This window comes from Pseudomonas sp. FG29, assembly GCF_057809355.1.
Map to the genome: position 1 here is coordinate 1 of NZ_JBMDJU010000006.1, position 25461 is coordinate 25461.

The 25461-nt window shown below is 63.2% G+C and carries 20 protein-coding genes and 2 pseudogenes; 13 read left to right on the top strand and 9 right to left on the bottom strand.

Annotation, left to right across the window (positions count from 1 at the left end):
- Positions 1 to 15: 15 nt before the first annotated feature.
- From ACODS1_RS08865 to ACODS1_RS08885, 5 genes are all read right to left on the bottom strand, one after another.
- Entirely contained in the window at positions 16 to 870 is an 855-nt protein-coding gene (locus tag ACODS1_RS08865; protein WP_489085347.1) for an MCP four helix bundle domain-containing protein, read from the bottom strand.
- Between the two features lie 69 nt (positions 871 to 939).
- Positions 940 to 2010: an HD domain-containing phosphohydrolase gene (locus ACODS1_RS08870; protein ID WP_489085348.1), complete on the bottom strand. Its 1071-nt coding sequence runs from the start codon at positions 2008 to 2010 to the stop codon at positions 940 to 942.
- A complete protein-coding gene (locus ACODS1_RS08875; RefSeq protein ID WP_489085349.1) occupies positions 2000 to 4489 on the bottom strand; it encodes an ATP-binding protein in 2490 nt (829 codons plus the stop codon). Before ACODS1_RS08875 ends, ACODS1_RS08870 begins: the two co-directional genes overlap by 11 nt.
- A gap of 253 nt (positions 4490 to 4742) precedes the next feature.
- Positions 4743 to 5210, bottom strand: coding sequence for a MarR family winged helix-turn-helix transcriptional regulator (locus ACODS1_RS08880; RefSeq protein WP_489085350.1), 468 nt, complete (start codon positions 5208 to 5210; stop codon positions 4743 to 4745).
- Positions 5211 to 5282: 72 nt separating this feature from the next.
- Entirely contained in the window at positions 5283 to 7052 is a 1770-nt protein-coding gene (locus ACODS1_RS08885; protein WP_489085351.1) for a sigma 54-interacting transcriptional regulator, read from the bottom strand.
- A 255-nt stretch (positions 7053 to 7307) separates the two neighbouring features.
- On the opposite strand from ACODS1_RS08885, the gene ACODS1_RS08890 reads away from it, so the two are divergent.
- From ACODS1_RS08890 to ACODS1_RS08930, 9 genes and pseudogenes are all read left to right on the top strand, one after another.
- The gene (locus ACODS1_RS08890; RefSeq protein WP_489085352.1) at positions 7308 to 8783 is read left to right on the top strand and encodes a benzaldehyde dehydrogenase; all 1476 of its coding nucleotides are present in this window, start codon (positions 7308 to 7310) and stop codon (positions 8781 to 8783) included.
- Between the two features lie 44 nt (positions 8784 to 8827).
- Entirely contained in the window at positions 8828 to 9595 is a 768-nt protein-coding gene (locus tag ACODS1_RS08895) for a coniferyl-alcohol dehydrogenase (RefSeq protein WP_322982104.1), read from the top strand.
- Positions 9596 to 9678: 83 nt separating this feature from the next.
- On the top strand, positions 9679 to 11304 hold the full coding sequence (locus ACODS1_RS08900; RefSeq protein ID WP_489085353.1) for a DUF1302 domain-containing protein: 1626 nt from the start codon (positions 9679 to 9681) through the stop codon (positions 11302 to 11304).
- Between the two features lie 17 nt (positions 11305 to 11321).
- Positions 11322 to 12686 (top strand): DUF1329 domain-containing protein, encoded by a 1365-nt coding sequence (locus ACODS1_RS08905; RefSeq protein WP_489085354.1) that lies wholly within the window; start codon positions 11322 to 11324, stop codon positions 12684 to 12686.
- A gap of 49 nt (positions 12687 to 12735) precedes the next feature.
- The gene (locus ACODS1_RS08910) at positions 12736 to 13797 is read left to right on the top strand and encodes a WD40/YVTN/BNR-like repeat-containing protein (RefSeq protein WP_322982107.1); all 1062 of its coding nucleotides are present in this window, start codon (positions 12736 to 12738) and stop codon (positions 13795 to 13797) included.
- Between the two features lie 46 nt (positions 13798 to 13843).
- Positions 13844 to 16234, top strand: coding sequence for an efflux RND transporter permease subunit (locus ACODS1_RS08915; RefSeq protein ID WP_489085355.1), 2391 nt, complete (start codon positions 13844 to 13846; stop codon positions 16232 to 16234).
- A gap of 72 nt (positions 16235 to 16306) precedes the next feature.
- Positions 16307 to 17227, top strand: coding sequence for an alpha/beta hydrolase (locus ACODS1_RS08920; RefSeq protein ID WP_489085356.1), 921 nt, complete (start codon positions 16307 to 16309; stop codon positions 17225 to 17227).
- Between the two features lie 919 nt (positions 17228 to 18146).
- A pseudogene (locus ACODS1_RS08925) lies at positions 18147 to 18380 on the top strand (HAMP domain-containing protein); the annotation flags it as partial.
- Between the two features lie 24 nt (positions 18381 to 18404).
- Positions 18405 to 19235 (top strand): methyl-accepting chemotaxis protein, encoded by an 831-nt coding sequence (locus ACODS1_RS08930; RefSeq protein WP_489085488.1) that lies wholly within the window; start codon positions 18405 to 18407, stop codon positions 19233 to 19235.
- Between the two features lie 84 nt (positions 19236 to 19319).
- Here ACODS1_RS08930 and ACODS1_RS08935 read toward each other — a convergent pair whose 3' ends face one another.
- Positions 19320 to 20270, bottom strand: coding sequence for a PDR/VanB family oxidoreductase (locus ACODS1_RS08935; protein ID WP_489085357.1), 951 nt, complete (start codon positions 20268 to 20270; stop codon positions 19320 to 19322).
- On the bottom strand, positions 20267 to 21331 hold the full coding sequence (locus ACODS1_RS08940) for a Rieske 2Fe-2S domain-containing protein (protein ID WP_489085358.1): 1065 nt from the start codon (positions 21329 to 21331) through the stop codon (positions 20267 to 20269). The genes ACODS1_RS08935 and ACODS1_RS08940 overlap by 4 nt, the downstream gene beginning before the upstream one ends.
- 178 nt (positions 21332 to 21509) lie before the next feature.
- On the opposite strand from ACODS1_RS08940, the gene ACODS1_RS08945 reads away from it, so the two are divergent.
- A complete protein-coding gene (locus ACODS1_RS08945; protein ID WP_489085359.1) occupies positions 21510 to 22241 on the top strand; it encodes a GntR family transcriptional regulator in 732 nt (243 codons plus the stop codon).
- Between the two features lie 61 nt (positions 22242 to 22302).
- On the opposite strand, the gene ACODS1_RS08950 is transcribed toward ACODS1_RS08945, so the two are convergent.
- Together ACODS1_RS08950 and ACODS1_RS08955 are read right to left on the bottom strand one after the other, a co-directional pair.
- Positions 22303 to 22596: a tyrosine-type recombinase/integrase gene (locus ACODS1_RS08950; protein ID WP_489085360.1), complete on the bottom strand. Its 294-nt coding sequence runs from the start codon at positions 22594 to 22596 to the stop codon at positions 22303 to 22305.
- 206 nt (positions 22597 to 22802) lie between these two features.
- Positions 22803 to 23165 (bottom strand): annotated as a pseudogene (locus tag ACODS1_RS08955) (phage integrase N-terminal SAM-like domain-containing protein); the annotation flags it as partial.
- A gap of 322 nt (positions 23166 to 23487) precedes the next feature.
- Here ACODS1_RS08955 and ACODS1_RS08960 point away from each other — a divergent pair.
- The 3 genes from ACODS1_RS08960 (at position 23488) to ACODS1_RS08970 (ending at position 25418) form a co-directional block, all read left to right on the top strand.
- The gene (locus ACODS1_RS08960; protein ID WP_489085361.1) at positions 23488 to 24078 is read left to right on the top strand and encodes a hypothetical protein; all 591 of its coding nucleotides are present in this window, start codon (positions 23488 to 23490) and stop codon (positions 24076 to 24078) included.
- A gap of 100 nt (positions 24079 to 24178) precedes the next feature.
- Positions 24179 to 24469, top strand: coding sequence for a hypothetical protein (locus ACODS1_RS08965; RefSeq protein WP_489085362.1), 291 nt, complete (start codon positions 24179 to 24181; stop codon positions 24467 to 24469).
- Positions 24470 to 24569: 100 nt separating this feature from the next.
- Positions 24570 to 25418, top strand: coding sequence for a DUF4062 domain-containing protein (locus tag ACODS1_RS08970; protein ID WP_489085363.1), 849 nt, complete (start codon positions 24570 to 24572; stop codon positions 25416 to 25418).
- Positions 25419 to 25461: the final 43 nt, after the last annotated feature.

Sequence of the window (25461 nt, forward strand, 5' to 3'; positions counted from 1 at the left end):
GATCTGGAGATCTAGTCACTGGCGGTCTGGAGCAGGTGTGGAACAACTTACAAGTTGGTTGGAGGCATCGGCGATCTGCTCGATGGTACTGCGCAGGTTGCCCTGCATGCCTTTGAGGGCTTGCAGTAGTTTGGCCGGCTCGTCGTTGCCCTGTGCATCAATGATGCGGTTAAGGTCGCCAGCTGCCACCGAGTTGGCAACCTCCACGGCATCTGCCAGTGGGCGCGCGATGCTGCGTGTCAGTAGAGTGGCGAGCAGCAGCGTGGCGACGGCGGCCAGCGCCATGACGGCCAGGGTACCGCTGAGTGCCCGGTCATAGATGGCGCTGGATGCCTTGGCCGCCGCGCTGGCGCCGTCACGGTTCTGCACGATCAGGTCATTGAGGGCCGTGACCATCTGGTCGGCATGGCTGTTCAGATCGCCTTCGACCAGGGTGCTGGCGGCTTTGTGGTCGCCCGCCTGAGCGCGTTCGAGCACCTGGGACTGGGCTTGCAGATAGTCGCTCTCGAGTTGTTTGAAACGCTGGTACTGGCTGCGTTCCTGCTCGGAACTGATGAGCTTTTCATAGACCTGCTGCCGATCCTGCAGGGTGCTGCGCAACTGCTGTGCCTGCGTCACGCTGGTCTGCAGATGGGCGTTGTCCTCGGTCAGTACTGCACGCAGGGTGCTGGCTTGCAGGCGCATGATCGATTGGGTCACGTCGTTGAGTGCATTGAGGCTAGGCACCCAGTTCTCTTCGACCTCGCCGGATCGCTCGTGCATGCTGGCCATCAGCAGCAGTGCGAAGCCTCCGAGGAGGAATACCAGTAGGGCGATCAGGCCGAAACCCAGTGCGGCCCGTGGTGCGATGGAGAGCGAACGGAGGTTCATAGCGGCAATACTCGTACGTGGAATGGGTTACGGCCATAACTGCGGAAACCGAGTGTGTACGAGGGGAAATCAGCCTCCTTGCGCGAGGTCGCTGAGGTCACGCTGCAACGCTTCGATCTGCTCGTAGAGCCCCTCGGTGATCGCGACCAGCAACGGATCGAAGTGCTTGCCGGCCTGCTCGTGGATGTAGCGCTGCGAGTCTTCGCACGACCACGGTTGTTTGTAGGGGCGTGGCATGCGCAGGGCGTCGTAGACGTCGCAAATGGCGACGATGCGCCCCGACAGCGGAATCTGTTCGCCGCTGAGCCCCTGCGGGTAACCGCTGCCGTCCCATTTCTCGTGGTGGTTCAGGGCGATTTCCGCCGCCAGGTTGGTCAGCTCCGAGGGGTGTTCGTCGCTGAGGATGGCGTGGCCGATGGCCGGGTGGGTTTGCATCAGCGTGCGCTCTTCTGCCGTGAGCGGGCCAGGCTTGAGCAGAATGTTGTCGGCAATGCCGATCTTGCCGACATCGTGCATCGGCGCTGCCTGGCGGATCAGCTCGACCCAGTGATCGTCCATGCTGTAGGCGCGGGCGATCAGCGCCGCCGACTCGCCGATGCGGCGGATGTGGTTGCCGGTTTCGTTATCGCGGTAGGCGGCGGCGCGCGACAAGGTGCGCACCACTGAGCCGTAGCTATTGGCGAGCTGTGCGGTCCGTTCGCGGACGCGGTTTTCCAGCAGCACGTTGGACTCCTGCAGGGCCATGCTGGCGTGGCTCAATTGCAGGTTGCTGCGCACCCGCAGGATGACTTCGGGCAGGTCGACCGGTTTGCACAGGTAGTCGTTGGCGCCCAGCTCAAGACCGGTGCGGCGGTTGGCCGTGTCGCCCAGCGCGGTGATGATGATGATCGGGTTGGTGCTGCGATCACGCCCGGCGAGGGCGCGCAGGATGTCGAAGCCGCTGGGCGCCGGCATGTCCAGGTCGAGCAGCAGCAGGTTCCAGCTGTTGTGGCGCAACCAGTCGAGCGCAGCGGCCGAGTCGGAGAAGCTCAGGGTATCGCGCAGGCCAAAGGCCTTGAGGCTCGACTCCAGCAGACGGCTGTTGGCAACAACGTCATCGACGATGACCACGCGTGAGGTGCTGAAGTCTTTAGACAGCATGGGGATTCTCCGGAGGTGCCAGGGCATTGACCAACTGGCGCAGGTCGGCTGGGTCGAGGGGAACGGCGAGCAACGCGCTGGCGCCGAGGGTAACCAGTTCTTGTAGTTGCTCTTCGCGGCTCAGCAGCACCACCGGCAGGTCGGCCAGTTCGGGGGTGCGCTGAATCGCTCGCAGCACTTCACGGCCATCCAGGCCATGCATGTCGACGCTGAGCAACAGCAGATCGGGGCGTTTGTCGCGCAGGGCGTCGAGCAGCGCTGCACCGTCATCGAACTGTTGCAGGTCACGCTCGGCCAGAACCTGGCTGACGATGCTGCGGTTCTGCGCATCGTTGTCACCGTGGTAGATGCTGGCGCGAGGGGCTGCAGCCGTCGCCTTGGCCTTACGGGTGTTCGGGCGATGGCGGCTCAGTTCGATCCAGAAGTGGCTGCCCTGGCCCGGCTCGCTGGTCAGGCCGACCTCGGCCTTCATCAGCGCCGCGTACTCCTTGCACAGCGACAGGCCGATACCGGTGCCCTGAATCGAACCATTCTCCTGGCCCAGGCGCTGGAACGGCTCGAACAGCAGTGGCTGGAGCTCACGGGCGATACCCATGCCGGTGTCGATGACGCTCAGGCGCACGCGCTCGCCGTGTTCGCTGCACGCTAGGGTGACGTGCCCGGCTGGTGTGTACTTGATGGCGTTGGACAGCAGGTTGAGCAGCACCTGGCGCAGGCGTCGTGGGTCGGCCACCACTGTCAGCGGCTTGTCGGGCAAATCCAGCTTCAGGGTCAGGCCATGGGCTTCCACCTCCGGCGCGACCATGTCGGCGCATTCGCGCATCAGCGCCACGGCATCGACCGGCTGCATGTCCAGTCGCGGCTGCTCGCTTTGCAGGCTGGACCAGTCGAGGATGTCGCCGACCAACTGGTTGAGGTGGCGGCTGGCGAGGAGGATTTCCTCCAGGTAGTCGGGTGCGTTGGCTGCCGGTTTGGCGCCCTGCATGCGCATCAACTGAGCGAAGCCCATGATGGCGTTCAGGGGGGTGCGCAGCTCGTGGCTCATGCTGGAGATGAACTGGCTCTTGGCCCGGCTGGCCTCCTGCGCCTCATGGCTGGCGCGCTGCAGTTGCGAGGCACTGAGTTCGAGCTTCAGCCCCATCTGCTCGACATCCTCGACGATGGACGCCAGCTCGCTGATATGGGTTTCGGGGCGCTTGGGTCGCCAGTTGCTCTTGCCGATTTCGCGCAGCATGCCGACGATGCCGCCGATCGGCGCGCGCAGGCGCTCGGTGAGAATGCGGATACGGCTCCACATCACGGCGAAGAACACCAGGTAGAACAGCACCAGCCCGGCGATCAGCAGATAGCCGATGTTGCGGTAGTAGAGCGCCAGGTCGTTGGTCTGGCTGAAGATTGCGTCTTCGTCCACCACTGTCAGCAGGTGCCAGTTGGTCGAAGGGATCAGCGCCCAGGCCACCAGTTTCTGCTGGCCGTCGAACGGCATGGCGACGACGCCACTGGGTTGCGTTTGCATGGTGTTGGCCAGGGCGGCGGTGTCGGCACGTTTGCGTAGGTTGAAGTCTTCAGGCTTGAACTGCTCGGAGCTGATGGCTTCGTCATAGGAATGTGTGGTCAGCTCATCCAGGCCGAAATCACGCTCCCCCGACGGTGGCAGCGCCATGATGTTCATCTCGTCGCTGACGATCACCGCGTAGCCGCCCCAGGGCACCGCCAGTTGCTGGATGTGCTCGAGCAGCTTGCCGACGGTGATGTCCAGGCCAACCACGCCTTCGAGGAAGTTCTCGCGGTACACCGGGGCGATGGAGGACATCATCCAGCCTTGCCCGGCCGGGTCGAGGTAGACATCGGTCCAGACCACCTGGCGATCGGGGTTGTGCTTGGCATCGGCCAGGTAATAGAAGTTGTAGTCCGGTATCACCATGTCGTGCGGGTACTGCGCCGGCGTGTCGAACCAGGGGTAGATGCGGTTGTAGCTGTCCCAACTGTTGAAGTAGATGCTGGCGATCAACGGGTTGTTGCGCACCGTTTCACGCATGAAGGGATCAAGCTCCCTGAGGTGAGCGACCTTGCTCAGATCCTGGCGGTCAAGCGGCGTGGCGTTGGAGTAAAAGGAGGCGGCGCCGCCATCGTCGCGTTGGCTATGGCGTACGCCGCTGGGCGTGATGGACAGCTGCGCGGGGGCGACCGTGTTGGTGTCGGTCAGGGCATCCTGGGTCAGCGCGGTGTAGATGCCGGTCAAGCGTGCGATATGGGTCAGCTCGCTTTGCACCAGCGACGCTTCCTGGTTGGCCGCCGCCTGCAGGTCGACCAGGGCGGTCTGACGCAGGTGGTCGACCTGGGTGTCACGGATCGAGGCGTTGGTCAGCAGATAAACGGAGATGAGCACCGTTTCCACTAGGAACAACGGGATCAGTGCTGTTTGTACGAAGGCTCTCCATATCCACGTCCGAAGGGTGACTTTCGAGCCCTGTTGCATGGCGCGTGCTCCTACTTCCCGGATAAGGGAGAGAACGGAATGATGGCTATATGATATCCGGAGGCTTCTTAAGTGAATCTTAGCTCAAGGTCGAAAGTTGCGAGTCGGCGTAGCTCAGCGTAGTGCTTTGCAGACCATCAGCACGGCAAGAGGCGCGTGATGCAGGGAGGGGCGCTTTCAACTGCGCATAAAGGGCCATGCGCCCCGGTGGCCAAGGCTGCCGGCGCAGAAGAGGCCGCGTGGCGAGGAGCGGTTAGGCGCGATAGAGCTTGCGCAGCAGGTGCAGCAGTTGCTCGCGCTCCTGGCCGTCGAGCGCGGCGGTGGAGTCGAGGTCGCTCTGCGCGGCCAGTTGCTTGAGTTCCTTCAGGCGCACTTCACCGACTTTGCTCAGGAACAGGCCGTAGGAGCGTTTGTCCGGTTTGCAACGCACACGCATGGCCAGGCCGAGCTTCTCCAGCTTGTTGACCAGCACCACCGCTTGCGGCGGCTCGATGGCCAGGGCACGGGCCAGTTCGGCCTGCATCAGGCCGGGGTGCTGTTCGATGATCATCAGGGCGGTGAACTGCGCGGGGCGCAGGTCGAAGGCTTCCAGATGTGTCGCCAGGTGCTGGAAGACCTTCATTTGCGCGCGGCGCAGCACGTAGCCGAGGTAGCTCTCCAGAGCCTGGTCGAGCAGCGCCGGGTTGAGGGTCGTTTCGCTCGGTTCGGGTGTCTTGGCCATGGTCTCTGTATTGATCATCTTTAAGTTAAGCGAGTTAATTATTCTGCTGGCTGCAATCCCAGGATGCCAGCACTAATTCCGCATGGTTGGCTGCACGCCGTGCTTCTTCAGGCGGTAGGCGAACTGCGCGCGGGTCAGGCCGAGCAGGCGTGCGGCGGCAGCCAGATTGCCCTCGGCCTTGTTCAATGCGTCATCGAGCAGGCGCCGTTCCAGGCGCTCGATATCTGGCTCGATATGCAGTTGCTGGAGCTGTTCGAGCAGGTTGTCCGGGCCGTTTGCATCGCTATCCGTGCTGTTGGAGAGGGTGCCGCTCTTGCTCAACGAGTACAACTGCGGCGGCAGCGGTTCGTTGTGGAACAGGTGCAGGATGTCGATGGGGCGGCCTTCGTCGCTGGCGATCAGGCCACGCTCGATCAGGTTCTGCAACTCGCGCACATTGCCGGGGAAGTCGTACAGCAGCAGTGCCTTGAGCGCGCGCATGGTCAGCCCGGCGGGCGTGCGCTGGTATTCACGGCAATAGCGGCCGAGGAAGGCATCGACCAGCAGCGGAATGTCGTCGCGCCGTTCGCGCAGTGGCGGCAGGCTGATGGGGTAGACATTGAGGCGGTAGAACAGGTCTTCGCGAAAGCGTCCGGCCTGCACTTCCTGGCGCAGGTCGACGTTGGTGGCGGCGACCACGCGCACGTCCACGCGGATCGGCTGACCGCCACCGACGCGCTCCACCTCGCGCTCCTGCAGGGCGCGCAGCAGCTTGCCCTGGCCGGGCAGGCTGAGGCTGGCGATCTCGTCGAGGAACAGGGTGCCGCCATGGGCCCGCTCGAAGCGCCCGGGGCGTGAATGGCTGGCGCCGGTGAAGGCGCCGCGCTCGACGCCGAACAGCTCGGCCTCGATCAGGTTTTCCGGGATGGCGGCGCAGTTGAGCGCCACGAACGGCTGTTCGCGCCTGGGGCTGAGGCGGTGCAGCTCACGGGCGAACAGCTCCTTGCCGGCGCCGGATTCGCCGCCGATCAGCACCGTGGCGGGCGTTGGCGCCACCCGTTGCAGGGCATGGCGGGCGGCGGTGAACGCGGCGCTGGCGCCAATCGGGATCAACTCGCCCGGCTCGCTCGGGCTGCTGCGCATCGGCACCGTTGCCTGGCTGTTGGCCGGTGCCGGGGTGGCATTGGCATAGAGCAGGGCGAGGTCGGCGCTGACATCGCCCCACTGCTCGGCGGTCTTGCCGATCACCCGGCAGACCTTGTGGCCCATGGCCCGGCATTCCACTTCGCGGAAGATCACCAGACGCCCGAACAGGCCGCTGACGTAGCCGGTGGCGTAGCCGATCTCGGTCCAGCAGGCCGAGTCCTGGCCGATGCCGTAGGCGGCGATGTGCTCGTCTGCCTCGCAGGAGTGGTGCCAGAGAAATTCACCTTCGTAGAGGCCGACATCGGCGTCGAACTTGAAGTGCAGCGGCTCCACCTTGGTCATGCCTTCGAGGGTGTGCAGGCGGGTGCCGGCGAAAAACACCGCGGTGCGGTCGGCCTGCGGCCAGCGCGTGCGGATCAGGTGCGCATCGCGTGCGCCGGACTGGTAGCCGGTGCGGGTGAACAAGCCGCGCGCACGCTCCAGGCCGAGGCCGTCGATGAACTCGCGGCGCAGCGCGCCGAAGGAGGAGCCGTGCATCAGCAGCATGCGCTGATCATTGAGCCAGATGCGCCCGTCACTGGGGGAGAAGAACAGGCACTCGGCCAGTTCCGCCGTGGTCGGTGACTGATCCTGCTGCAACTGCGAGCTGTCGCCACGCAGCGGGCTGGGATCCTTGCCCTGGGCGAAGTCGCTGAACAGGTGTTTGGGCATCTCCATGGTCAACGCCTCGCTTCATCAAATGATCAAAGGATTAATGGTTAATTAGCATAACTTTGATCATTTGCGTAATTCGCAGCGTTGCGTCGACCTCGTAAAAATCCCCCTCGATACCTTGCAAGCCCCGGGTTAGAGCCTCGCGTGAGATGCGCGTAAAGACTGGGCACAGCGCTTGCTCTAGTGCTGGCAGGGCAGGGCTCGTGAGCGACGCAGCGAGTGCCGCCCTCCACAAGTACAAGAACATCGGAGTGCGATATGTCCGCAGTCAAAGAGGCCGGTTTCCTGCGTGAAGCGCAGTGGCGCGAGAAGATTTTCAATGGCGGCTGGATCAGCCCGCTTGGTGGCGTCAACCCGGTGCGCGAACCCGCGACCAACACCCAACTGACCAGCACCGGCCTGGCCAATGCCGAAGACATGCGCATCGCCTGTGCCGCCGCAAGCAAGGCGCAACCGGCCTGGCATGCCCTGGGCCCGCGCGACAAGGCGCTGATCTTCCGCCGCGCGGCCGACCAGGCTGAGGCGCACTTCGCCGAGCTGGCGCTGTTCGTCGCGCGGGAAACCGGCGGTAGCGTGCTCAAGGGCAGCCATGAGGTGCGCGAGGCCATCGTGCTGCTGCACCAGGCGGCTGGGCTGCTGTCGCAGGGCCATGGCCTGGTGCTGCCGAGCGAGGCTGGGCGCCTGTCCTATGCGCGGCGTGTGCCGCATGGCGTGGTCGGGGTGATCTCGCCGTTCAACTTCCCTCTGGTGTTGTCGCTGCGTTCGGTGGCGCCGGCGCTGGCTGCCGGTAATGCCGTGGTGCTCAAGCCGGATCCGCAAACGCCGGTCAGTGGCGGCTTTCTCATTGCCCGCCTGTTCGAGGCTGCCGGTTTGCCGCATGGCCTGTTGCAGGTGCTGCCGGGGCAGGCCGAGGCCGGTGTGGCGCTGTGCGAGAACCCGCAGGTGAAGATGATCGCCTTCACCGGCTCCACCGCCGCCGGGCGCAAGGTGGCCGAAACGGCCGGGCGCACGTTGAAGAAGGTCGCTCTGGAGCTGGGCGGCAAGAACTCACTGATCGTGCTGGAAGATGCCGACCTGGAATTGGCCGCCAGCAACGCCGCCTGGGGCGCCTGGCTGCACCAGGGGCAGATCTGCATGGCCAGCGGACGCATCCTCGCGCATGCCTCGATTGCCGACGAACTGACCCGCCTGCTGGTGGAAAAGGCTCGCGCCCTGACGGTGGGCAACGCCGCCCGTGGCGAAGCGCATCTCGGCCCGCTGATCAACGAACGCCAGCATGCGCGGGTCTGCCAGATCGTCGAGGCCAGCGTCGCCGCGGGTGCGCGCCTGGAGGTGGGCGGCCCGCACGAGGGCCTGTTCTACAAGCCCAGCGTGCTCTCTGGCGTGCGCCCGGGCATGCGTGCCTTCGACGAGGAAATCTTCGGTCCGGTGGCCTGCGTGGTGCCGTTCGAGGACGACGACGAGGCGGTCGAGCTGGCCAACGCCACCGAATACGGGCTGTCCGCTGCGGTGATCTCGCCCTCGCTGGGGCGCGCCATGGCCATCGGCGAACGCCTGCACTGCGGCCTGCTGCATATCAACGACCAGACCGTGGCCGACGAGTGCATCAACCCCTTCGGCGGGCGCGGCAACTCCGGCAACGGCGGCAACGTCGGCGGCCCGGCGGACTGGGACGAATACACCCAGTGGCAGTGGGTCACGGTCAAGGACACGCCGCCGCGCTATCCCTTCTGACCGAGCCTTTTAGCGAACACAACAAGAACAAGAGGACGCGAAATATGAACCTGCAAGGCAAGACCCTGGCAGTCACCGGTGTCGCCTCCGGTATCGGCGCCGAGACCGCGCGCCTGCTGCGCTTCCACGGCGCGCGGGTGATCGGCCTGGATCGCAGCGAACCGCACATGAGCCTCGACGGCTTCGTCGAGATCGATCTGGAACACCCGGCCAGCATCGACCAGGCCGTGGCCCAGCTCCCGGCGCAGCTCGACGGCCTGTGCAACATCGCCGGCGTGCCCGGCACGGCCAACCCGCACCTGCTGGCGCGGGTCAACTACCTCGGCCTGCGTCACCTGACCGAGTCCGTACTGCCACGCATCAACGCCGGCGGCAGCATCGTCAACGTCGCCTCGATCCTCGGCGCGCAGTGGCCCGAGCGCCTGGAGCAGCACAAGGCGCTGGCGGCCGTCGAAGGGTTCGCCGCTGGCGAAGCCTGGCTGGCTGCCAACCCGGTGCCACCGCAGACCTGCTACCAGTACTTCAAGGAAGCGCTGATCGTCTGGAGCATCACCCAGGCGCAGCCCTGGTTCCTGGCGCATTCGGTGCGCATGAACAGCGTGGCACCGGGGCCGGTGTTCACGCCGATCCTCGGCGACTTCGTGGCCATGCTCGGCAGCCAGCGCACCGAGGCCGATGCCCACCGCATGAAGCGCCCGGCCTATGCCGATGAGGTGGCGGCGGTGATCGCCTTCCTCTGTGCCGAGGAGTCGCGCTGGATCAACGGCGTCAACCTGCCGGTCGATGGCGGCCTGGCTTCTACCTACCTCTGAATCCACGGGAGTCAATGCCCGCTGATACCGGCTGCCTGCCCGGCAGCCATTGCGTCCGTACAACAAAAACAATGAGGAACGACATGAAGCACACACAAGCGAATACCAGCGTTCGTTCGCTGGCCCTGGCCGTCAGTCTGGCCAGTAGCGTGCCGGCCATGGCCGCACAGATCGATCTGGGCGACAGCGACTGGCAACTGCGCTGGGACAACACCATCAAGTACAGCCAGGCCTGGCGCCTGCAGGGGGCTGATGACCGGCTCACCAATGCGCCCACAGCCAATGGGTTGTTTCCTTCGATCCAGAGTCAGGGCGACCGTAACTTCAGCCGTGGGCTGGTTTCCAACCGCCTCGACGTCCTCTCCGAGATGGATCTGAGCCACCAGAACTACGGCCTGCGCGTCAGTGGCGCGGCCTGGTACGACCAGGTCTACAACGACGACACCGACAGCAGCAATCAGCCGGATTTCCTCTCCGATACCCGCGACCTGCATGGGCGTGATGCTGAACTGCTGGATGCCTTCGTCTACCTGCGCGGCGAACTGGGGGAAAGCTCGCAGGGTGTGTTGCGCCTGGGCCGCCACAGCCTGGTTTACGGCGAGAGCCTGTTCTACGGCGGCAACGGCATCGGCGCCGCGCAGGGGCCAACCGATGTGGTCAAGCTGCTCAGCGTGCCAGGCACGCAGTTCAAGGAAATCCTGCGGCCGGTCAACCAGATCTCCGGGCAGTTGCAACTGACGCCACGGCTGTCGGTGGGCGCTTACTACCAGTTCGAATGGGAGCGCTCCAACCTGCCGGGCGCCGGCAGCTACCTGAGTGACAACGACGCCATCGGCGACGGCTCCGGCGCGCTGACCGATGTCACCGGTGGCCTGACCCGACATGCCAGCGACATCGAGGCGAAGAACAGTGGCCAGGGCGGCGTGCAACTGCGCTTCAAGCCCGAAGACACCGAACTGGAACTGGGCCTGTATGCCGCGCAGTACCACGACAAGGCGCCCAGTGGTCTGTACGGCTACGTCAACGCTGCAGGGCCGTCGCCCGTACTTTCGTCCTACCGGCAGGTATTCGCCGAGGACATCAAGACCGTCGGAGCCAGTTTCTCCACCGCCTATGGTGACTTCAACTTCGCCGGCGAGGCCTCGCTGCGCTGGAACGCGCCGCTGGTCAGCAACCTGCAGGTGATCGCTCCCGGCCAGGCGGCGGACAACGAGGGCGATGCGCGTTACGCCAAGGGCCGCACTGCACACGTCAATCTCTCGACCATCTACCTGCTGTCGCCGTCGGCGCTGTGGGATGGCGGCTCGATCCTCGCCGAGCTGGCGTGGAACCGCACCTTGAGCGTGACTGACAACCGCGCCGCGCTGGACAGCAACACCACCCGCGATGCCACGGCCCTGCGCGTGCTGGCCGAGCCTGCGTACTTCCAGATCGCCGATGGTTTGGATCTGAGCGTGCCGGTTGGCTTTGGCGTGGTACTCGATGGCCGCTCCTCGGCGGTCAGCAAGTCCGGCTTCGGCAATACCCACTCCGGTGACTGGAGCGTGGGCCTCAAGGCCACCTACCTGCAGCGCTGGGAGATGGGCTTGAACTACGTGAACTTCTTCGGTGCCCCGGAGGCCGGCCTGCGCGAAGACGGCGACTTCAGCTACGCCCAGTCGCTGGCCGACCGCGACTTCGTCTCGCTGTACGTGAAGACCACTTTCTAAGAACAACAACAGGTGTAATGACCATGCCTAACAAGACACTGATTTCCACCCTCTGCAGCCTGGCCCTGCTCACTGGCAGCCTGGCGCATGCGGCCGTCAGTCCCGAGCAGGCCGCGCGCCTGAAGACTGACCTCACACCCATGGGCGCCGAGCGCGCTGGCAATGCCGATGGCAGCATCCCGGCCTGGGACGGCGGCTACACCCAGGCACCGGCCGGCTATAAAAGTGGCGACAAACGCGCCGATCCCTTCGCTGGCGAGAAGCCGCTGTACAGCATCACCGCCGCCAATATGGGCCAGTACGCCGAGCAGTTGGCCGAAGGCACCAAGGTGCTGTTGAACAAGTACCCCGACTACCGCCTGGATGTGTACCCGACCCATCGCAGCGCCGCCGCGCCGCAGTGGGTGTACGACAACACCTTCGCCAACGCCACCCGTGCCCAGGTTGACGTGCCGACCGAGAAGGTCAGTGGTGCCTACGGCGGCATTCCGTTCCCGATTCCGCAGAACGGTACCGAGGTACTGTGGAACTACCGCCTGTCCTGGCAGGGCGGTGACACCATCAGCGCGCCGTTCGACACCTGGCTGATGACGGCCGGTGGCAAGAAGGTGCAGGCCACTCGCGCCAAGTTCAGCTACCAGTTCCCGTACTACTTCAAGGAGGGCAACCTGGAGAGCTTCGGCGGCAAGTACCAGTGGGGCAAGCTGTACACCGAGTTGCCGTCGTCCAAAGCCGGTGAAGGTCTGATGACTCACTGGGACGTCGACCCTGCCGCCCGTGCCGCCTGGCAATACCTAGTCGGCCAGCGCCGCGTACGCCGCGCGCCGAACATCGCCTACGACACCCCGGACTTCGTCACCTCCGGCGTTGGCCTGTTCGACGAAGCCTTCATGATCTTCGGCCCCACCGACCGCTACGACCTCAAGCTGGTGGGCAAGAAAGAACTGCTGGTGCCTTACAACAACAATCGCGCCGGCCTGGCCAAGAGTGATGATCTGGTACAGCCGCGCTTCCTCAACCCGGATCTGGTGCGCTGGGAGAAACACCGCGTCTGGGTGGTCGAGGCCACGCTCAAGGCCGGCAAGCGCCACGTCGTACCACGCCGCACCTACTATGTGGACGAGGACTCCTGGCAGGTGCTGCTGGTCGACGGCTACGACGCACAAGGTCGCCTGGGCCGGCAGATGTACAGCCTGACCCTGCTGGCACCGGACATGCCGGCCCTGACTGCGCAGGTGATGTGGGGCAGCTACAACCTCGACACCGGGGCTTACTTCCTCAACTCCTCGAGCAACGATCTGAACGAGCAGTATCACGCGATCGATCGGCCTTCTGCCACGTTCTTCACCCCTGATGCCATGGCCAACTCCAGCATCCGTTGAGTCGAGCGACCGGGGCGGCAGTATCGCCCCGGCCTTCGAGGAGGTTTCGATGAAAGTCTTAGCGAAAGGGCTAGGCGGGTTCGTCCTGCTGCTGGCCGGTGTTTTCGCCCAGGCCGTGCAAGCGGCCCCTGCCGTGCTGGAGCGCCCGGCCCTGCACAGTGCCAAGGCCGAGCGCAGTGTGATGCTGGGCCTGGCTCGTGCCGGGCAGCGCCTGGTGGCAGTCGGCGAGCGCGGCATCATCCTGCTGTCGGACGACGATGGCGCCAGTTGGCGCCAGGCTAACGTGCCGGTCAGCGTCAACCTCACCGCCGTGCAATTCGTCGATGCCCGGCAGGGCTGGGCGGTCGGCCATCTCGGCGTGGTGTTGCATAGCAGCGATGGCGGGGAAACCTGGAGCAAGCAGCTCGATGGCATCCAGGCGGCCAATCGGGTGCTGCAGGCAGCGCAGGCCTCGGGCGATGCGGATGCCATCGCACAGGCCGAGGCGATGGTTGCCGATGGCCCGGACAAACCCTTTCTCGACCTGTATTTCCTGAATGAGCGCGTCGGCTATCTGGTCGGTGCCTACAACCTGATCCTGCGTACCGATGATGGTGGCCAGAGCTGGCAGAGCTGGATGCAGCACCTGGACAACCCGCAAGCACTCAACCTTTACGCCATACGTGCCTGGCGCGGCGATCTCTACATCGCCGGCGAGCGTGGCCTGCTGCTGCGCTCGCGCGATGGCGGTGAGCATTTCGCCGCCTTGCCATCGCCCTACGAGGGCAGCTTCTTCGGCCTGCTCGCCGCCCGTGATGGGCTGCTGGCCTATGGGCTGCGCGGCAACGCCTGGTGGTCGGCCGATGGTGGCGAAACCTGGCAGGCGCTGGATACCGGCGTGGAGTCGGCCCTTGCCGCCGCGCTGGAACTGGCTGACGGCCGTTTGCTGCTGGCCGGGCAAGGCGGTGAGCTGCTGGTCGCGCAGCCTGGCAGTGCCCGCGCGCAGAGCGTGCCGCTGCGCCTGGCGCCGGGCCTGGCCAGCGTCGTCCAGGCCGCTGATGGCAGCCTCGCCAGTGGCGGCCTGAGTGGTATCGCCGCGCGGCAAATCCCTGAACAGTCGGCCCAGCGCTGAGTGATCCCGTTTCGGCGTGGCATTTGCCGCGCCTGAGGAGTGCGTAGTGAAATTCGAGAATCCTGCCGATGTCGTGCCGAGCGTGGCCACGCATCTGGATGCTTTCGATCCGCGTTCGGGCAATGTCGTCGAGCGTGCGATCTTCAATCACCGTCTGCTGGTGATCCTGCTGTGCCTGGCGCTGACCCTGCTGCTTGGCTGGCAGGCGCGCGGCATCGGCATCAACGCCAGCTTCGAGAAAACCATCCCGACCCAGCATCCCTACATCGCCAACTTCCTCGCCGAGCGCAGCGAACTGAGCGGCGTCGGCAATGTGCTGCGCATCGCCGTGGCCACTCAGGAGGGCGACATCTTCAACGCCGCCTACCTCGACACCCTGGCGCGCCTGAACGACGAGCTGTACCTGCTGCCGGGCGTCGACCGGCCCTACATGAAATCGCTGTGGACGCCGACCACGCGCTGGACGGCGGTGACCGAAGAAGGCCTCGATGGCGGCACGGTGATCCCCGACGGCTACGACGGCTCGCCCGCCAGCCTTGACGAGGTACGCGCCAACGTCGCCCGCTCCGGCGAGATCGGCCAACTGGTGGCCGGTGACATGCGCTCCAGCGTGATCTTCCTGCCGCTGCTCGACCGTAACCCGCAGACCGGCGAAGCGCTGGATTACGCGGCGCTGTCGCAACAACTGGAGGCCTTGCGCGCCAAGTACCAGGCCGAGGGCGTGAGCATCCACATCACCGGCTTCTCGAAGATCGTCGGCGACCTGCTGGAAGGCCTGGGCCAGGTGGCGCTGTTCTTCGTCATCGCCGTGCTGGTCAGCGTGGCCATGCTGCTGGCCTACACCCGTTGCCTGCGCAGCACCTTCGCCGTGGTCGCCTGCTCGCTGGTGGGCGTGCTCTGGCAGGTGGGGTTGCTGGCGTCGTTGGGCTACGCGCTCGATCCCTATTCGATCCTGGTGCCGTTCCTGGTGTTCGCCATCGGCATGAGCCACGGCTCGCAGAAGATGAACGGCATCATGCAGGACATCGGCCGCGGCCTGTCGAACCTGGCCGCTGCACGCATGACCTTTCGCCGCCTGTTCCTCGCCGGGCTGACCGCGCTGATCAGCGATGCGGTGGGTTTTGCCGTGCTCTGGGTGATCGACATTCAGGTCATCCGCGACCTGGCCATCACCGCCAGCATCGGCGTGGCCGTGCTGGTGCTGACCAACCTGGTGCTGCTGCCGGTGCTGCTCAGCTACACCGGCGTCAGCGCCAAGGCGGCGCAGCGTAGCCTGCGTGACCAGCAGGCCGGGCACGAGCGGCATCCGTTGTGGACTGGCCTGTCGCGCTTTGCCACGCCGCGCCGGGCGGTGGCTGCGCTGTTGGTCGGCGCCGTGCTGGCAATAGGCGGCAAGCTGGTTGGCAGCCATCTGCAGATCGGCGACCTTGACCCCGGCGCGCCGGAGCTGCGCGCCGACTCGCGTTACAACCGCGACGCCGCCTTCATGAACGCGCATTACGCGGCCAGCTCGGACATCTTCGTGATCATGGTGCGCACCCCCGAGGATCAGTGCACGCGCTACAACACGCTGGCCGCAGTGGATGAGCTGGCCTGGCGCCTGGAGCAACTGCCGGGCGTGGAGGCGACCAACTCCATGGCCAGCCTGAGCAAGATGGCCAGCGCCGGCTACAACGAGGGCAACCTCAAATGGTACGAGCTGGTGCCCAACGAAGGCGCCCTGGGCGCGGTGCAGACGCGCGCCCCGCGTGAGCTGTTCAACCAGGGCTGCTCGCTGCTGTCGCTTTACGTCTACCTGGCTGACCACAAGGCCGCGACCCTGTCGCGGGTGGTGGCTGAGAGCGAGGCCTTCATCGCCCAGCAGTCGCTGCCGGAGGTAAAATTCATGCTCGCCGCTGGCAGCGCCGGCATCGAAGCGGCCACCAATATCGTGGTCGAAAAGGCCATGCACGAGATGCTCTATTGGGTCTACGGCGCGGTCATCCTGCTGTGCTGGATCACCTTCCGCAACTGGCGCGCGGTGCTCGCCGCGATCCTGCCGCTGATGCTCACCTCGGTGCTGGCCGAGGCGCTGATGGTCGGCCTCGGCATGGGCGTGAAAGTGGCCACGCTGCCAGTGATCGCCCTCGGTGTGGGCATCGGCATCGACTACGCGTTGTACGTGCTCAGCGTGCTGCTGGCGCGCATGAAGGAAGGCGACAGCCTGGTCGAGGCCTACTACGGCGCGCTGCTGGCCACCGGCAAGGTGGTGCTGCTGACCGGCCTGACGCTGGCCATCGCCGTCGCCACCTGGGTGTTCTCGCCGATCAAGTTCCAGGCCGACATGGGCATCCTGCTGGCCTTCATGTTCCTGGTGAACATGCTCGGCGCGCTGATCCTGCTGCCGGCGCTGGCCTGGCTGTTGCTGCCGCGTGGTCCTCGCAAGGCGGCTGACTGAAACTGCGCAGGCCGACGGGCATCCGTCGGCCTGCTGCCCCCAATCGTTCGTCCATGCCATGAGAACTCTGCGATGAAACTTGTGCAAACCCTTGCCGCCAAATTGCTCCGCGCGTTCGCCAGACGGATGAAGTCGAGCTTCGAGTATGCCCGTGCCGACTATCCGCTGCAGGCGCGCCAGACCCGTTATATCGACACCCCGCAGGGGCGCGCTCGCGCGCTGTTCTATTGGCCGCTGGCCGGAAGTCAGCAACCGCGGCCGGTCTACCTGAACCTGCACGGCGGCGGCTTCGTCGCTGGCGTGCCGGAGCACGATGACAGCTACTGCCAGCGCCTGGCGCACAACCTGGGCTGTCTGGTGGTCAATCTCGACTACGTGCTGGCGCCCGAGCATCCCTTCCCGGCGGGGCTTAACCAGTGTTTTGCAGTGCTGGAGTGGCTGGCGGACAACGCCACTGAGCTGGGCATTGACCCCTGGCGCATGGCTGTTGGCGGGCACAGTGCCGGCGGCAACCTGACCGCCGGTGTTGCCGCCCTGGCGCGCAATCATCAGCGTCTGCGCGTGGTGCATCAGGTGATCGACTACGCCGCGCTGGATCTGGTGGAGCCTGCCGAGGACAAGACCTCACCGCTGGACAAACCGCTGCTGGCCCCCGGCCTGATGAAGTTCTTCATGAGCTGCTATTTCGCCGACCCGGCGCAGGCACGCGATCCGCTGGCCTCACCCGCGCTGGCCGCGGTCGAGCAATTGCGCGGGCTGCCGCCTGCCACGCTGATTACCGCCGAGTACGACGTCTTGCGGGCGGAAGGCCAAGCCTATGCCGCCAAGCTGCGCGAGGCCGGTGTTGCCGTGCAGGAGCGGATGTTTGTCGGCTGTGACCATATGTTCACCCACCTGGGCCCGGACGACAGCGCCGAGCAGGCCTGGCAACTGATCGAAGACAGCCTGCGCGGCGCCTTCACCGAGTCGCGGCCTGCCATGGCAGAGGCGTGATCGCCAGGCAAGTGCGGCCTGTGCGCTCATTGGGATGCTGAGGACAAACGGGATGTTGAGGCAAATCGGTCGGCGCTTCGTCGACTGCTCGGTAGGGCAAAAACTCGTAGTTGGCTTCGGCCTGGTTTCCCTGCTTGCGGTACTGGCCATCGCCCAGGGGCTGCAAGCCACGGCGTCACTGCTGAAGCAGAGCGGTGAAGTTGGCGAGCAGGTGGCGCTCGATCAACTGGTGTTGCACATGCATGCCGCGCAGCAGGCTTATGCGCTGCAGCCCGAGCCTGCGCGCTTAGCCGAGGTCGAGCGCCTGATACAGGCCGTGCAGGCGCGCTTGTTTGCCCATTCGGGCGAGCCGGCGTCGCCGCTCGATGGGCTGTCGCGGCAACTGCGCGCGGCGCTTGACGGCTATCGCGCGCAGTTTGAGGGCTTCATCAGCAGCCAGCGCGAGGCTCGCGAGGCGCAGGCGCAGATGGAGCAACAGGCTGACGAAGCGCGCCTGCAGTTCGAGGCCGTACAGATGGACATGCTCGATCAGGTACGCGGTGCTCTGGACGGCGGCGTGCTGCTCGACGCCGACCCGCTGAGCCTGGCCGAGCAGGCCTCGACCCTGCTGCGTGAGCTGCTGGTGGCGCGCAGCCTGGAATTTGCCTACGTACAGAACGGTGAGGCGGCTGTGCAGGCACGCTGGCACGAGCGGGTGCAAGGCATGGATACGGCGCTGGAGCTGCTCCACGGGCGCGTCGACCAGAACTCGGCGCAGAGCCTGGCGGCGGCGTCGCAGGCCTTGCAAGCCTATCGCCAGGCCTTCGAGCGCTACCTGCAGAGTCGCGACCTGAGCAGGCAGGCTGGCGAGCACATGGAGCAGCAGGCGCAGGCGCTGATGCAGCCGGTCGAGCAGGCCGTCGTCGAAGGGCGTGCGCGTATGCAGGCACACGGCGATGCGGTGGTGCTGGAGCAATTGAGCGGCGCAGCGGTGATCGTGCTGCTGGCGCTGGTGGCATCGCTGACCATTCGTGGGTTGATCCTGACGCCTCTGCGCAGCACCCTGCAGCTTGCCCGGCGCATCGCCGAAGGCGACCTTGGCGCTGTCGACCTGGCCGCTACCCGCAAGGATGAATTGGGCCAGTTGATGACCACCATGCAGGCCATGGCCGCAACGCTGCGGCAACTGGTCATGGGCATGGGCGCTGGCGTTGCCGGCCTGGGGCAAGCCAGCGGCACCTTGGCCGCACTCAGCACGCAGAGCAATGCCATCGCCCAACGGCAGAGGCAGGAAACCGAACAAGCGGCCACCGCCATGCATGAGATGGCCGCCACCGTGCAACACGTGGCGCACAATGCTGCGCAGGCATCGCAGGCCGCTACCCAGGCGCAACAGTGCGCGCACAACGGCGCCCAGGTGAGCCAGCAAGCGAGCCAACAGGTGCAGCACCTGGCCGAGCAGATGGGCCAGTGCGCGGCCGCGATGGATGACCTGCAACAACAGATCGGGCGTATCGATGGCGTGCTGGACGTGATCAGTGCGATTGCCGAGCAAACCAATCTGCTGGCGCTCAACGCCGCCATCGAAGCCGCCAGGGCCGGACAGCAGGGACGTGGCTTCGCCGTGGTCGCCGATGAGGTGCGGGCATTGGCCTCACGCACCCAGGCCTCGACGCGCGAGATCGCGGCACGGATCCACGCTTTGCAGCAGGGCTCCCGGCACAGTCAGGTGCAGATGCATGATTGCCGTGACTTGAGTGAACAGGCCGCCGCATGGGCTCAGCAGGCGGGTGTTGCCTTGGCCGAGATCACCGCAGCGGTGGCGCTTAGCGAACAGATGAACCAGCAAATCGCCGCCAGTGCCGAGCAGCAGAGCTGCGTGGCCGATGAGGTGAGCCGCAATGTCAGCCAGATTCGCCATGATGCCGAGCGCGCCGCACAGGCCAATCAGCAGACGCTGAGCGCCAGCCAGGCACTGGCCACACTGGAGCAGCAACTGCGCCAGGCCATCGCTGGCCTGCGCACCTGAAATCGTTGCTTTGGTGAAAGGGCAGTCTGGAGGGTATCCAGATACCGAGATGACGGCGCCGCATATTGGGCGCCGTCTCTGCGTTTACAGATCCACCACCAGGCAAGCACTGCGCGAGCGCGAACAGCAAGGAGTGAACTGGTCGTTACGGGCCTTTTCCTCATCGCTGAGAAACAGGTCGCGATGCTCCGGCTGGCCATCCACCACTCGAGTCAGGCAGGTGCCGCAGATGCCCTGGCCGCACGACACCGGAATGTCGAAACCGGCATCCTCCAGTACCTCCAGCGCGGTGCGATCTTCCGGCACCTGCAGCTCCAGACCTGAGCTGGCGATGCGCAGGGTGAAGGCGCCACCGCCACTCTCAGCCTCTGGCGCGGCGAAGTATTCGCGGTGCAGGCGTTCTTCCGCCCAGCCTAGGGCGCGGGCGCTGTCCAGCACGTATTCCATGAAACCGTTGGGTCCACACACATAGAGCTGGCTGTCGGCTGGCTCGGCAGCGAGCAGGGCAGGCAGGTCGAGCTTCTGTTCGGCGCTGCCGTCGTCGCAATGCAGATGCGTGCGTGCGGCGAAGGGCGCGCTGGCCAGGCGTTCAGCGAATGCAGCGAGCTTGGTCGAGCGCACGCACTGGTGCAGCGCGAAGTCGGCGCCGATGGCGTGCAGACGCCAGGCCATGGACAACAGCGGGGTGATGCCGATGCCTCCGGCCAGCAGCAGGCTGCGCGGCGCCTGCTCATTGAGAGCGAACAGGTTGCGCGGCGCGCTGATGCTCAGGCGCTGGCCGATGCGCAGCAATTCGTGCACGGCCTGCGAGCCGCCGCGCGAGGCAGCGTCACGCAATACGGCGATGCGGTAACGGTGGCGCTCGCGCGGGTCGTTGCACAGCGAATACTGGCGGATCAGCCCGTTGGGCAGGTGCAGGTCGATATGCGCACCGGCCTCGAAGGGCGGAAGCGGTGCGCCATCGGCTGCCACCAGTTCCAGGCCGAGGATGCCCTCGGCTTCCAGACGCATGGCGCGGATGATGACCTCGATCATGATGCGCTCCTGGCCAGAATCTGCCCTTCGCCCTGAGCCTGCTCGGCCTTGACCAGGCGCTCGATGATGCGCCGTGCCTGCACGCCGCCAGCGTCGATATTGAGCTTGAGCAGATTGCGTTCGGGGTAACGCAGCAGGTTGCGTTGCTGGCGTTCGAGCATCTCCAGGTCTTCGCTGAAAATCTTGCCCTGGCCTTCGCGGATGCGTGCGGTGAGTTCGGCGTCATCCACCTTGAAGCGCCGCGCCATGCCCCAGAAGTACCAGATCGAGGTGTCGTTCTCCGGGGTGATGAAGTCGACCACGATGCTGCTGGCCTTGTACTGATCGGGCGCTTCATAACCACCATGCCCGGCAATGGCCACGCCCACCTCGATCAGCACATGACTCGGCGGGGTGAAGCGGCAGATCTGCCAGCGATCCACCAACGCATCTTCGTCCAGACCATTGGCGCGCAGCGCTGCACGCCAGAAGGGCGGGGCGGAGATGTTCTCCATGAAGCGGCTGGTAATCACCTCGCTGCCGTCGACGCGAGTGTTGACCGGCGCCTCGTCGATCTCCTTCTGGCCGATGCTGCTGGCATGCACGTAGGTTTCGTGGGTCAGATCCATCAGATTGTCGACCATCAGCCGGTAGTCGCAGGCGATGTGATACAGGCCGCCACCGTAGGCCCACTCGGGGCTTTCGGCCCATTCCAGATGCGGCAGTTGCGCCGGGTCGGCCAGCGCCTCGTCACCGGGCCAGACCCAGATGAAACCGTAGCGCTCGATCACCGCGAAGCGGCGAATGCAGGGAAAGTGCTGCACGCGCTGATTGGGCATGGCGGCGGTCTTGCCGTCGCAGCCCATGGCCAGACCGTGGTAACCACAGACCAGCAGGCCGTCCTCGACATAGCCCAACGACAACGGCGCGCCACGGTGCGGACAGAAGTCTTCCAGGGCCACGGCGCGGTTTTCCGGGCCACGGTAGAACACCATCGACTCGCCGCAGATGGTGCGGCCCAATGGCTTGTTATCGATCTCGTCCGGCGTGCAGGCAACGTACCAGGCATTCTTCGGGAACATGACAACCTCCTCGAGGCTATTGTTGTTATTGGATCCAATAGTCTGCCTATAAGGGCTAAATGAACAGTCATAACCCGATTTATGGATCCATTAATGGGCGTTAATCGCACAAAAAGCCGAATTGACCTGGCCATTGGCTGCCGTAGACTGGCGCCATTGGATCCAATAAGGAGAAGTCATGAGTGGACCTGGGCAACGGGTACTGGCACTGCTGCGGCAGATGATCGCCGAAGGCAGCCTGGCGGCGGGGGAGCGCATCGCCGAGATCCCCACGGCCGAGCGCCTGGGTGTATCACGCATGCCGGTGCGCATGGCGTTTCGCGTGCTGGAGCAGGAAGGCCTGCTGATCCGCCATGGCGCACGCGGCTACGCGGTGCGCCAACTGGGCGAAGAGGAACTGGCCGGCGCGGTCGAAGTGCGCGGTGTGCTAGAAGGCCTGGCCGCGCGTCAGGCAGCTGAACGCGGCGTCTCCGAGGCCGTGCGTGCAGTGCTGCTGGAATGCCTGGCGCAGGGCGACCAGCTATTCGACAAGGGCTATCTGAGCGAAGAAGACCTGGCCCGCTACCACGACATCAACCTGCGCTTTCATCAGGCGCTGGTCGAAGCCAGCGGCAACCCCGCCATCGCCACGGCGCTGGCGCGCAATGACCACCTGCCATTCGCCTCGGTCAGCGCCCTGGCGGTGGATCGCGCCCATCTTGATCGCGAATACCGCCGCTTCAACTTCGCCCACCTGCAACACCACGCCGCCGTCGACGCCGTACTCGCCGGCCAGGGCGCCCGCGCCGAAGGCATCATGCGTGAACACGCCAACGCCACCTTGCGCTACGCACGTTTGTTCGGCACGGAGGAGGGCGCCAGCAGTGGGCGGACGGTGATACAGCGGGGCGGTAAGAACCAGGGCGAATAGACTCTTTAATACAGCGTGGGGGGCTTTATCCGTTGGCCGGATGGCATCACGATCAACCCGCTCACCCCAGCGGGCTGACGACACCGGCAAAGCCCTGGCCAAGTACATGCGTGTAGATCTGCGTCGTGCGGATATCGGCATGCCCCAGCAGCGTCTGCACGGTGCGGATATCACTGCCCCGGCGCAGTAGTTCGTTAGCAAAGCTGTGGCGAAAGGTATGGCAACTTGCAGGCTTGTGCAGGTTGGACTGCCGGACAGCATGCCTGACGGCCTTCTGGATGGCACTGATATGCAGGTGATGACGAACGATCTGTCCATCTTCTCCGTGCAAAGCCCCGTGGACGGGAACAGCCACTGCCACTCGAATGAGCATCCGGCCTTTGGATACTTGCGACGTAACGCAAAGGGCAGGCTGACGGGGGCTTGATAGAAAATGTCCCGTTGCTTCCAGGCGCGAAACATTCGCTCTCTGCGTTCTAACAATGGTGTGATCAAGGGCGCCGGCAATAGTGTCGTTCGATCCTTGGCGCCTTTGCCGTCATGGATGGTGATGACCTGCTTATCGAAATCCACATCCTTGATACGTAACCGTGCGGCTTCCACCACACGCAAGCCCGCGCCGTACATCAGCGAAGCCAGTAATTGATGAGGTTGGCCCAACCTGGCAATCAGCGCTGTCGCTTCCTCGTTCGTCAGCACGCAGGGAATACGCGCCGAGCGTTTGGCATGCACCACCTCGCCAACCTGGCCAAGAGGTTGTTGCAATACCTTGTCGTATAGAAATACCAGCGCATTGAGCGCCAGATTCTGGGTAGCGGCAGCCACCTTGCGCTCAACGGCCAGCCAGGAAAGAAACGCGTTGACCTCGGTAGCGCCGAGCTCCAGCGGATGGCGCAGCTTATTGAAACGGATGAAATAGCGAATCCAGTATCAGTAGGATTGCTCCGTGCGGATGCTGTAGTGATGCACGCGCATCACCGCCCGGAACTGCTCTTGCAAGCGAGGTTTGCTGGAGGTTTCCATAGCCGACTCCCTGGCTGTATTTTTGTACAGTAGTAATGGTAGAGCAAAAAGAGGAAGTCAAGCGAATACGTTGGTTGGTCAGTGGCGGTGCGATAAGGTATTGATTTAGATAGATTTATTTTATGGTGGGAATGGCGATGGTGCGGAGTTAGATGGAAGGCTCTACTATCGGATTAGTACCGCTTTCCATCTAATCACTGTTATAAACACAAGGACTGCTCATGTGAACGAGTTAGATCATGAAGAGCTAGAAGAAAGAGCAGGAATAACAGTAGCTATGTGCAAAAGTATTCAGCCTATGCATGTAGCATTCTATACACTCTCCATAAGTTATTCCGCCGAGCGAGCTCTGGCGGCGTTTGAACTGTACGATTATCTAATTGAAAACAATGCGGATGCAGCATCTCTAATAAGCGCAGTGCAAGAAGCCATCGGCCATATAGGTGCATTATCACGTTATTTTTGGCCGTCACCTAATGGCAAAAAGAACAATCAACATGCCTTAAAGATGGCGCGCGGTGAGAAGCTACGTGCGCATTACAAAATCGACATAGCCTCACCACTCTCCGATCGAGATCTTCGCAATGCTTGGGAGCACTTTGACGAAAAACTAGATACATATGTCATGTCAAATGATGCTGGCTACTTCTTCCCAACACCAATTATCGATACACATACTATCGCCGATGACCCTGTCGGAAAAATATTCAAACTTTTAGACCCCGAACATGAATGCCTCGTTTTGCTTGGAAGAAAATTCTTTTTCCGCCCTTTGCGCAATGAGGTGGAGCGTATATTTTCAAAGCGCGAGTAGTTGTGCTTATAACAATGCGTTCAAATCGTTCGCTACGCTCACTGGGACGGACTAAAGCCCGCCCCTTAACCAAACGTTGGGCATCACAGCGGAGAAATTTATGAACGCCAAAATCAGCACCCTGTTTGCAGTCACTTTTCTGGCAACGATTCCAAATCTATCAGAAGCTGTATGCAGGAAAGTTCAAGTTTGTGACGATTATGGAATGAACTGCCAAGTTCAAGATATATGTGATAACAGCTTTGATTTACCATCTGTAGAAATAGCGCCACTAACACCGCTACCATCTACTGAGCTAAAACCACTGCCTTCAGTAGATCTGCCGCCACTTGGAACTACGAAGTGTCAATACATGCAGGTAAACGGTCAGTGGCAAAATATCTGCAATTAAGTGCCGTCCAACAAAGCGCTCAAATCGTTCGCTTCGCTCACTGGGACTGGCTAAAGCCAGCCCCTTAGCTTAATCGTTAGAGATCATCGGAGACAATTTTATGGCCTATAGAGCGGTAGTTATCCCAGTTATGATCGCCTCGCCTGGAGATGTATCAGAAGAACGAGAAATCATTCGCTCGGTAATTCACGACTGGAATGATGTTAACGCTGCAGCATCAAAAGTTATATTGAGCCCAGTAGGCTGGGAAACCCATTCTTCCCCTGAACTTGGCAAGCGCCCACAAGAGCTAATCAACACTCGACTACTAAAGGATTGCGACTTGCTTATTGGTGTTTTTTGGACGCGACTAGGCACCCCAACAGGTAAAGCTCAGAGCGGGACAGTAGAAGAAATTCAAGAGCATGTGGCTGCAGGAAAGCCAGCTATGATTTATTTCTCATCTAAACCTGTTGCGCCACAAAGCATTGATCCTCAGCAATACAGCGAGGTTCAAGAGTTCAAAAATAAACTAATGCCCTTGGGTCTGGTCGATTTTTTTGATAACTCACAGCAATTCAGAGAAAAACTATCCAAACAACTACAGCTATGCATCATAAACAATCCCTTTTTACAAAACACGGTGCAGGAAAATTCCCAAGCCCCCGAAATAACCAACAGCGGCCCTCTTTCATATAAAGAGTCTATTTCACTTTCAGATGAAGCCATAACCCTCCTGAAAGCAGCCGCAGCCCAGCAGAGCGGCACTATTCTTAAAATGTCCTTCGTTGGAGGTCGCTTAATTCAAGCTGGTGGGAAAAAATTTGGCGGAGAGCCAGGTCGCGAATCTGCCAAATGGGAAAATGCACTTAACGAGCTAGTCGATGAAGACCTCGTTACTGAAAGAGGATACAAAGGTCAAGTCTTTGAGCTCACTCACAAAGGCTGGGCCGCTGTAGATGCCCTCTAACAAGACGCTCAAATCGTTCGCTTCGCTCACTGGGACGGGCTAA

Coding starts and splice junctions, on each gene's coding strand:
- ACODS1_RS08880 (WP_489085350.1), bottom strand. CDS start 5,210: ATGGCCAAGACACCCGAACCGAGCGAAACGACCCTCAACCCGGCGCTG.
- ACODS1_RS08905 (WP_489085354.1), top strand. CDS start 11,322: ATGACCATGCCTAACAAGACACTGATTTCCACCCTCTGCAGCCTGGCC.
- ACODS1_RS08890 (WP_489085352.1), top strand. CDS start 7,308: ATGTCCGCAGTCAAAGAGGCCGGTTTCCTGCGTGAAGCGCAGTGGCGC.
- ACODS1_RS08900 (WP_489085353.1), top strand. CDS start 9,679: ATGAAGCACACACAAGCGAATACCAGCGTTCGTTCGCTGGCCCTGGCC.
- ACODS1_RS08865 (WP_489085347.1), bottom strand. CDS start 870: ATGAACCTCCGTTCGCTCTCCATCGCACCACGGGCCGCACTGGGTTTC.
- ACODS1_RS08920 (WP_489085356.1), top strand. CDS start 16,307: ATGAAACTTGTGCAAACCCTTGCCGCCAAATTGCTCCGCGCGTTCGCC.
- ACODS1_RS08870 (WP_489085348.1), bottom strand. CDS start 2,010: ATGCTGTCTAAAGACTTCAGCACCTCACGCGTGGTCATCGTCGATGAC.
- ACODS1_RS08970 (WP_489085363.1), top strand. CDS start 24,570: ATGGCCTATAGAGCGGTAGTTATCCCAGTTATGATCGCCTCGCCTGGA.
- ACODS1_RS08930 (WP_489085488.1), top strand. CDS start 18,405: ATGGGCGCTGGCGTTGCCGGCCTGGGGCAAGCCAGCGGCACCTTGGCC.
- ACODS1_RS08875 (WP_489085349.1), bottom strand. CDS start 4,489: ATGCAACAGGGCTCGAAAGTCACCCTTCGGACGTGGATATGGAGAGCC.
- ACODS1_RS08945 (WP_489085359.1), top strand. CDS start 21,510: ATGAGTGGACCTGGGCAACGGGTACTGGCACTGCTGCGGCAGATGATC.
- ACODS1_RS08935 (WP_489085357.1), bottom strand. CDS start 20,270: ATGATCGAGGTCATCATCCGCGCCATGCGTCTGGAAGCCGAGGGCATC.
- ACODS1_RS08885 (WP_489085351.1), bottom strand. CDS start 7,052: ATGGAGATGCCCAAACACCTGTTCAGCGACTTCGCCCAGGGCAAGGAT.
- ACODS1_RS08895 (WP_322982104.1), top strand. CDS start 8,828: ATGAACCTGCAAGGCAAGACCCTGGCAGTCACCGGTGTCGCCTCCGGT.
- ACODS1_RS08910 (WP_322982107.1), top strand. CDS start 12,736: ATGAAAGTCTTAGCGAAAGGGCTAGGCGGGTTCGTCCTGCTGCTGGCC.
- ACODS1_RS08965 (WP_489085362.1), top strand. CDS start 24,179: ATGAACGCCAAAATCAGCACCCTGTTTGCAGTCACTTTTCTGGCAACG.
- ACODS1_RS08940 (WP_489085358.1), bottom strand. CDS start 21,331: ATGTTCCCGAAGAATGCCTGGTACGTTGCCTGCACGCCGGACGAGATC.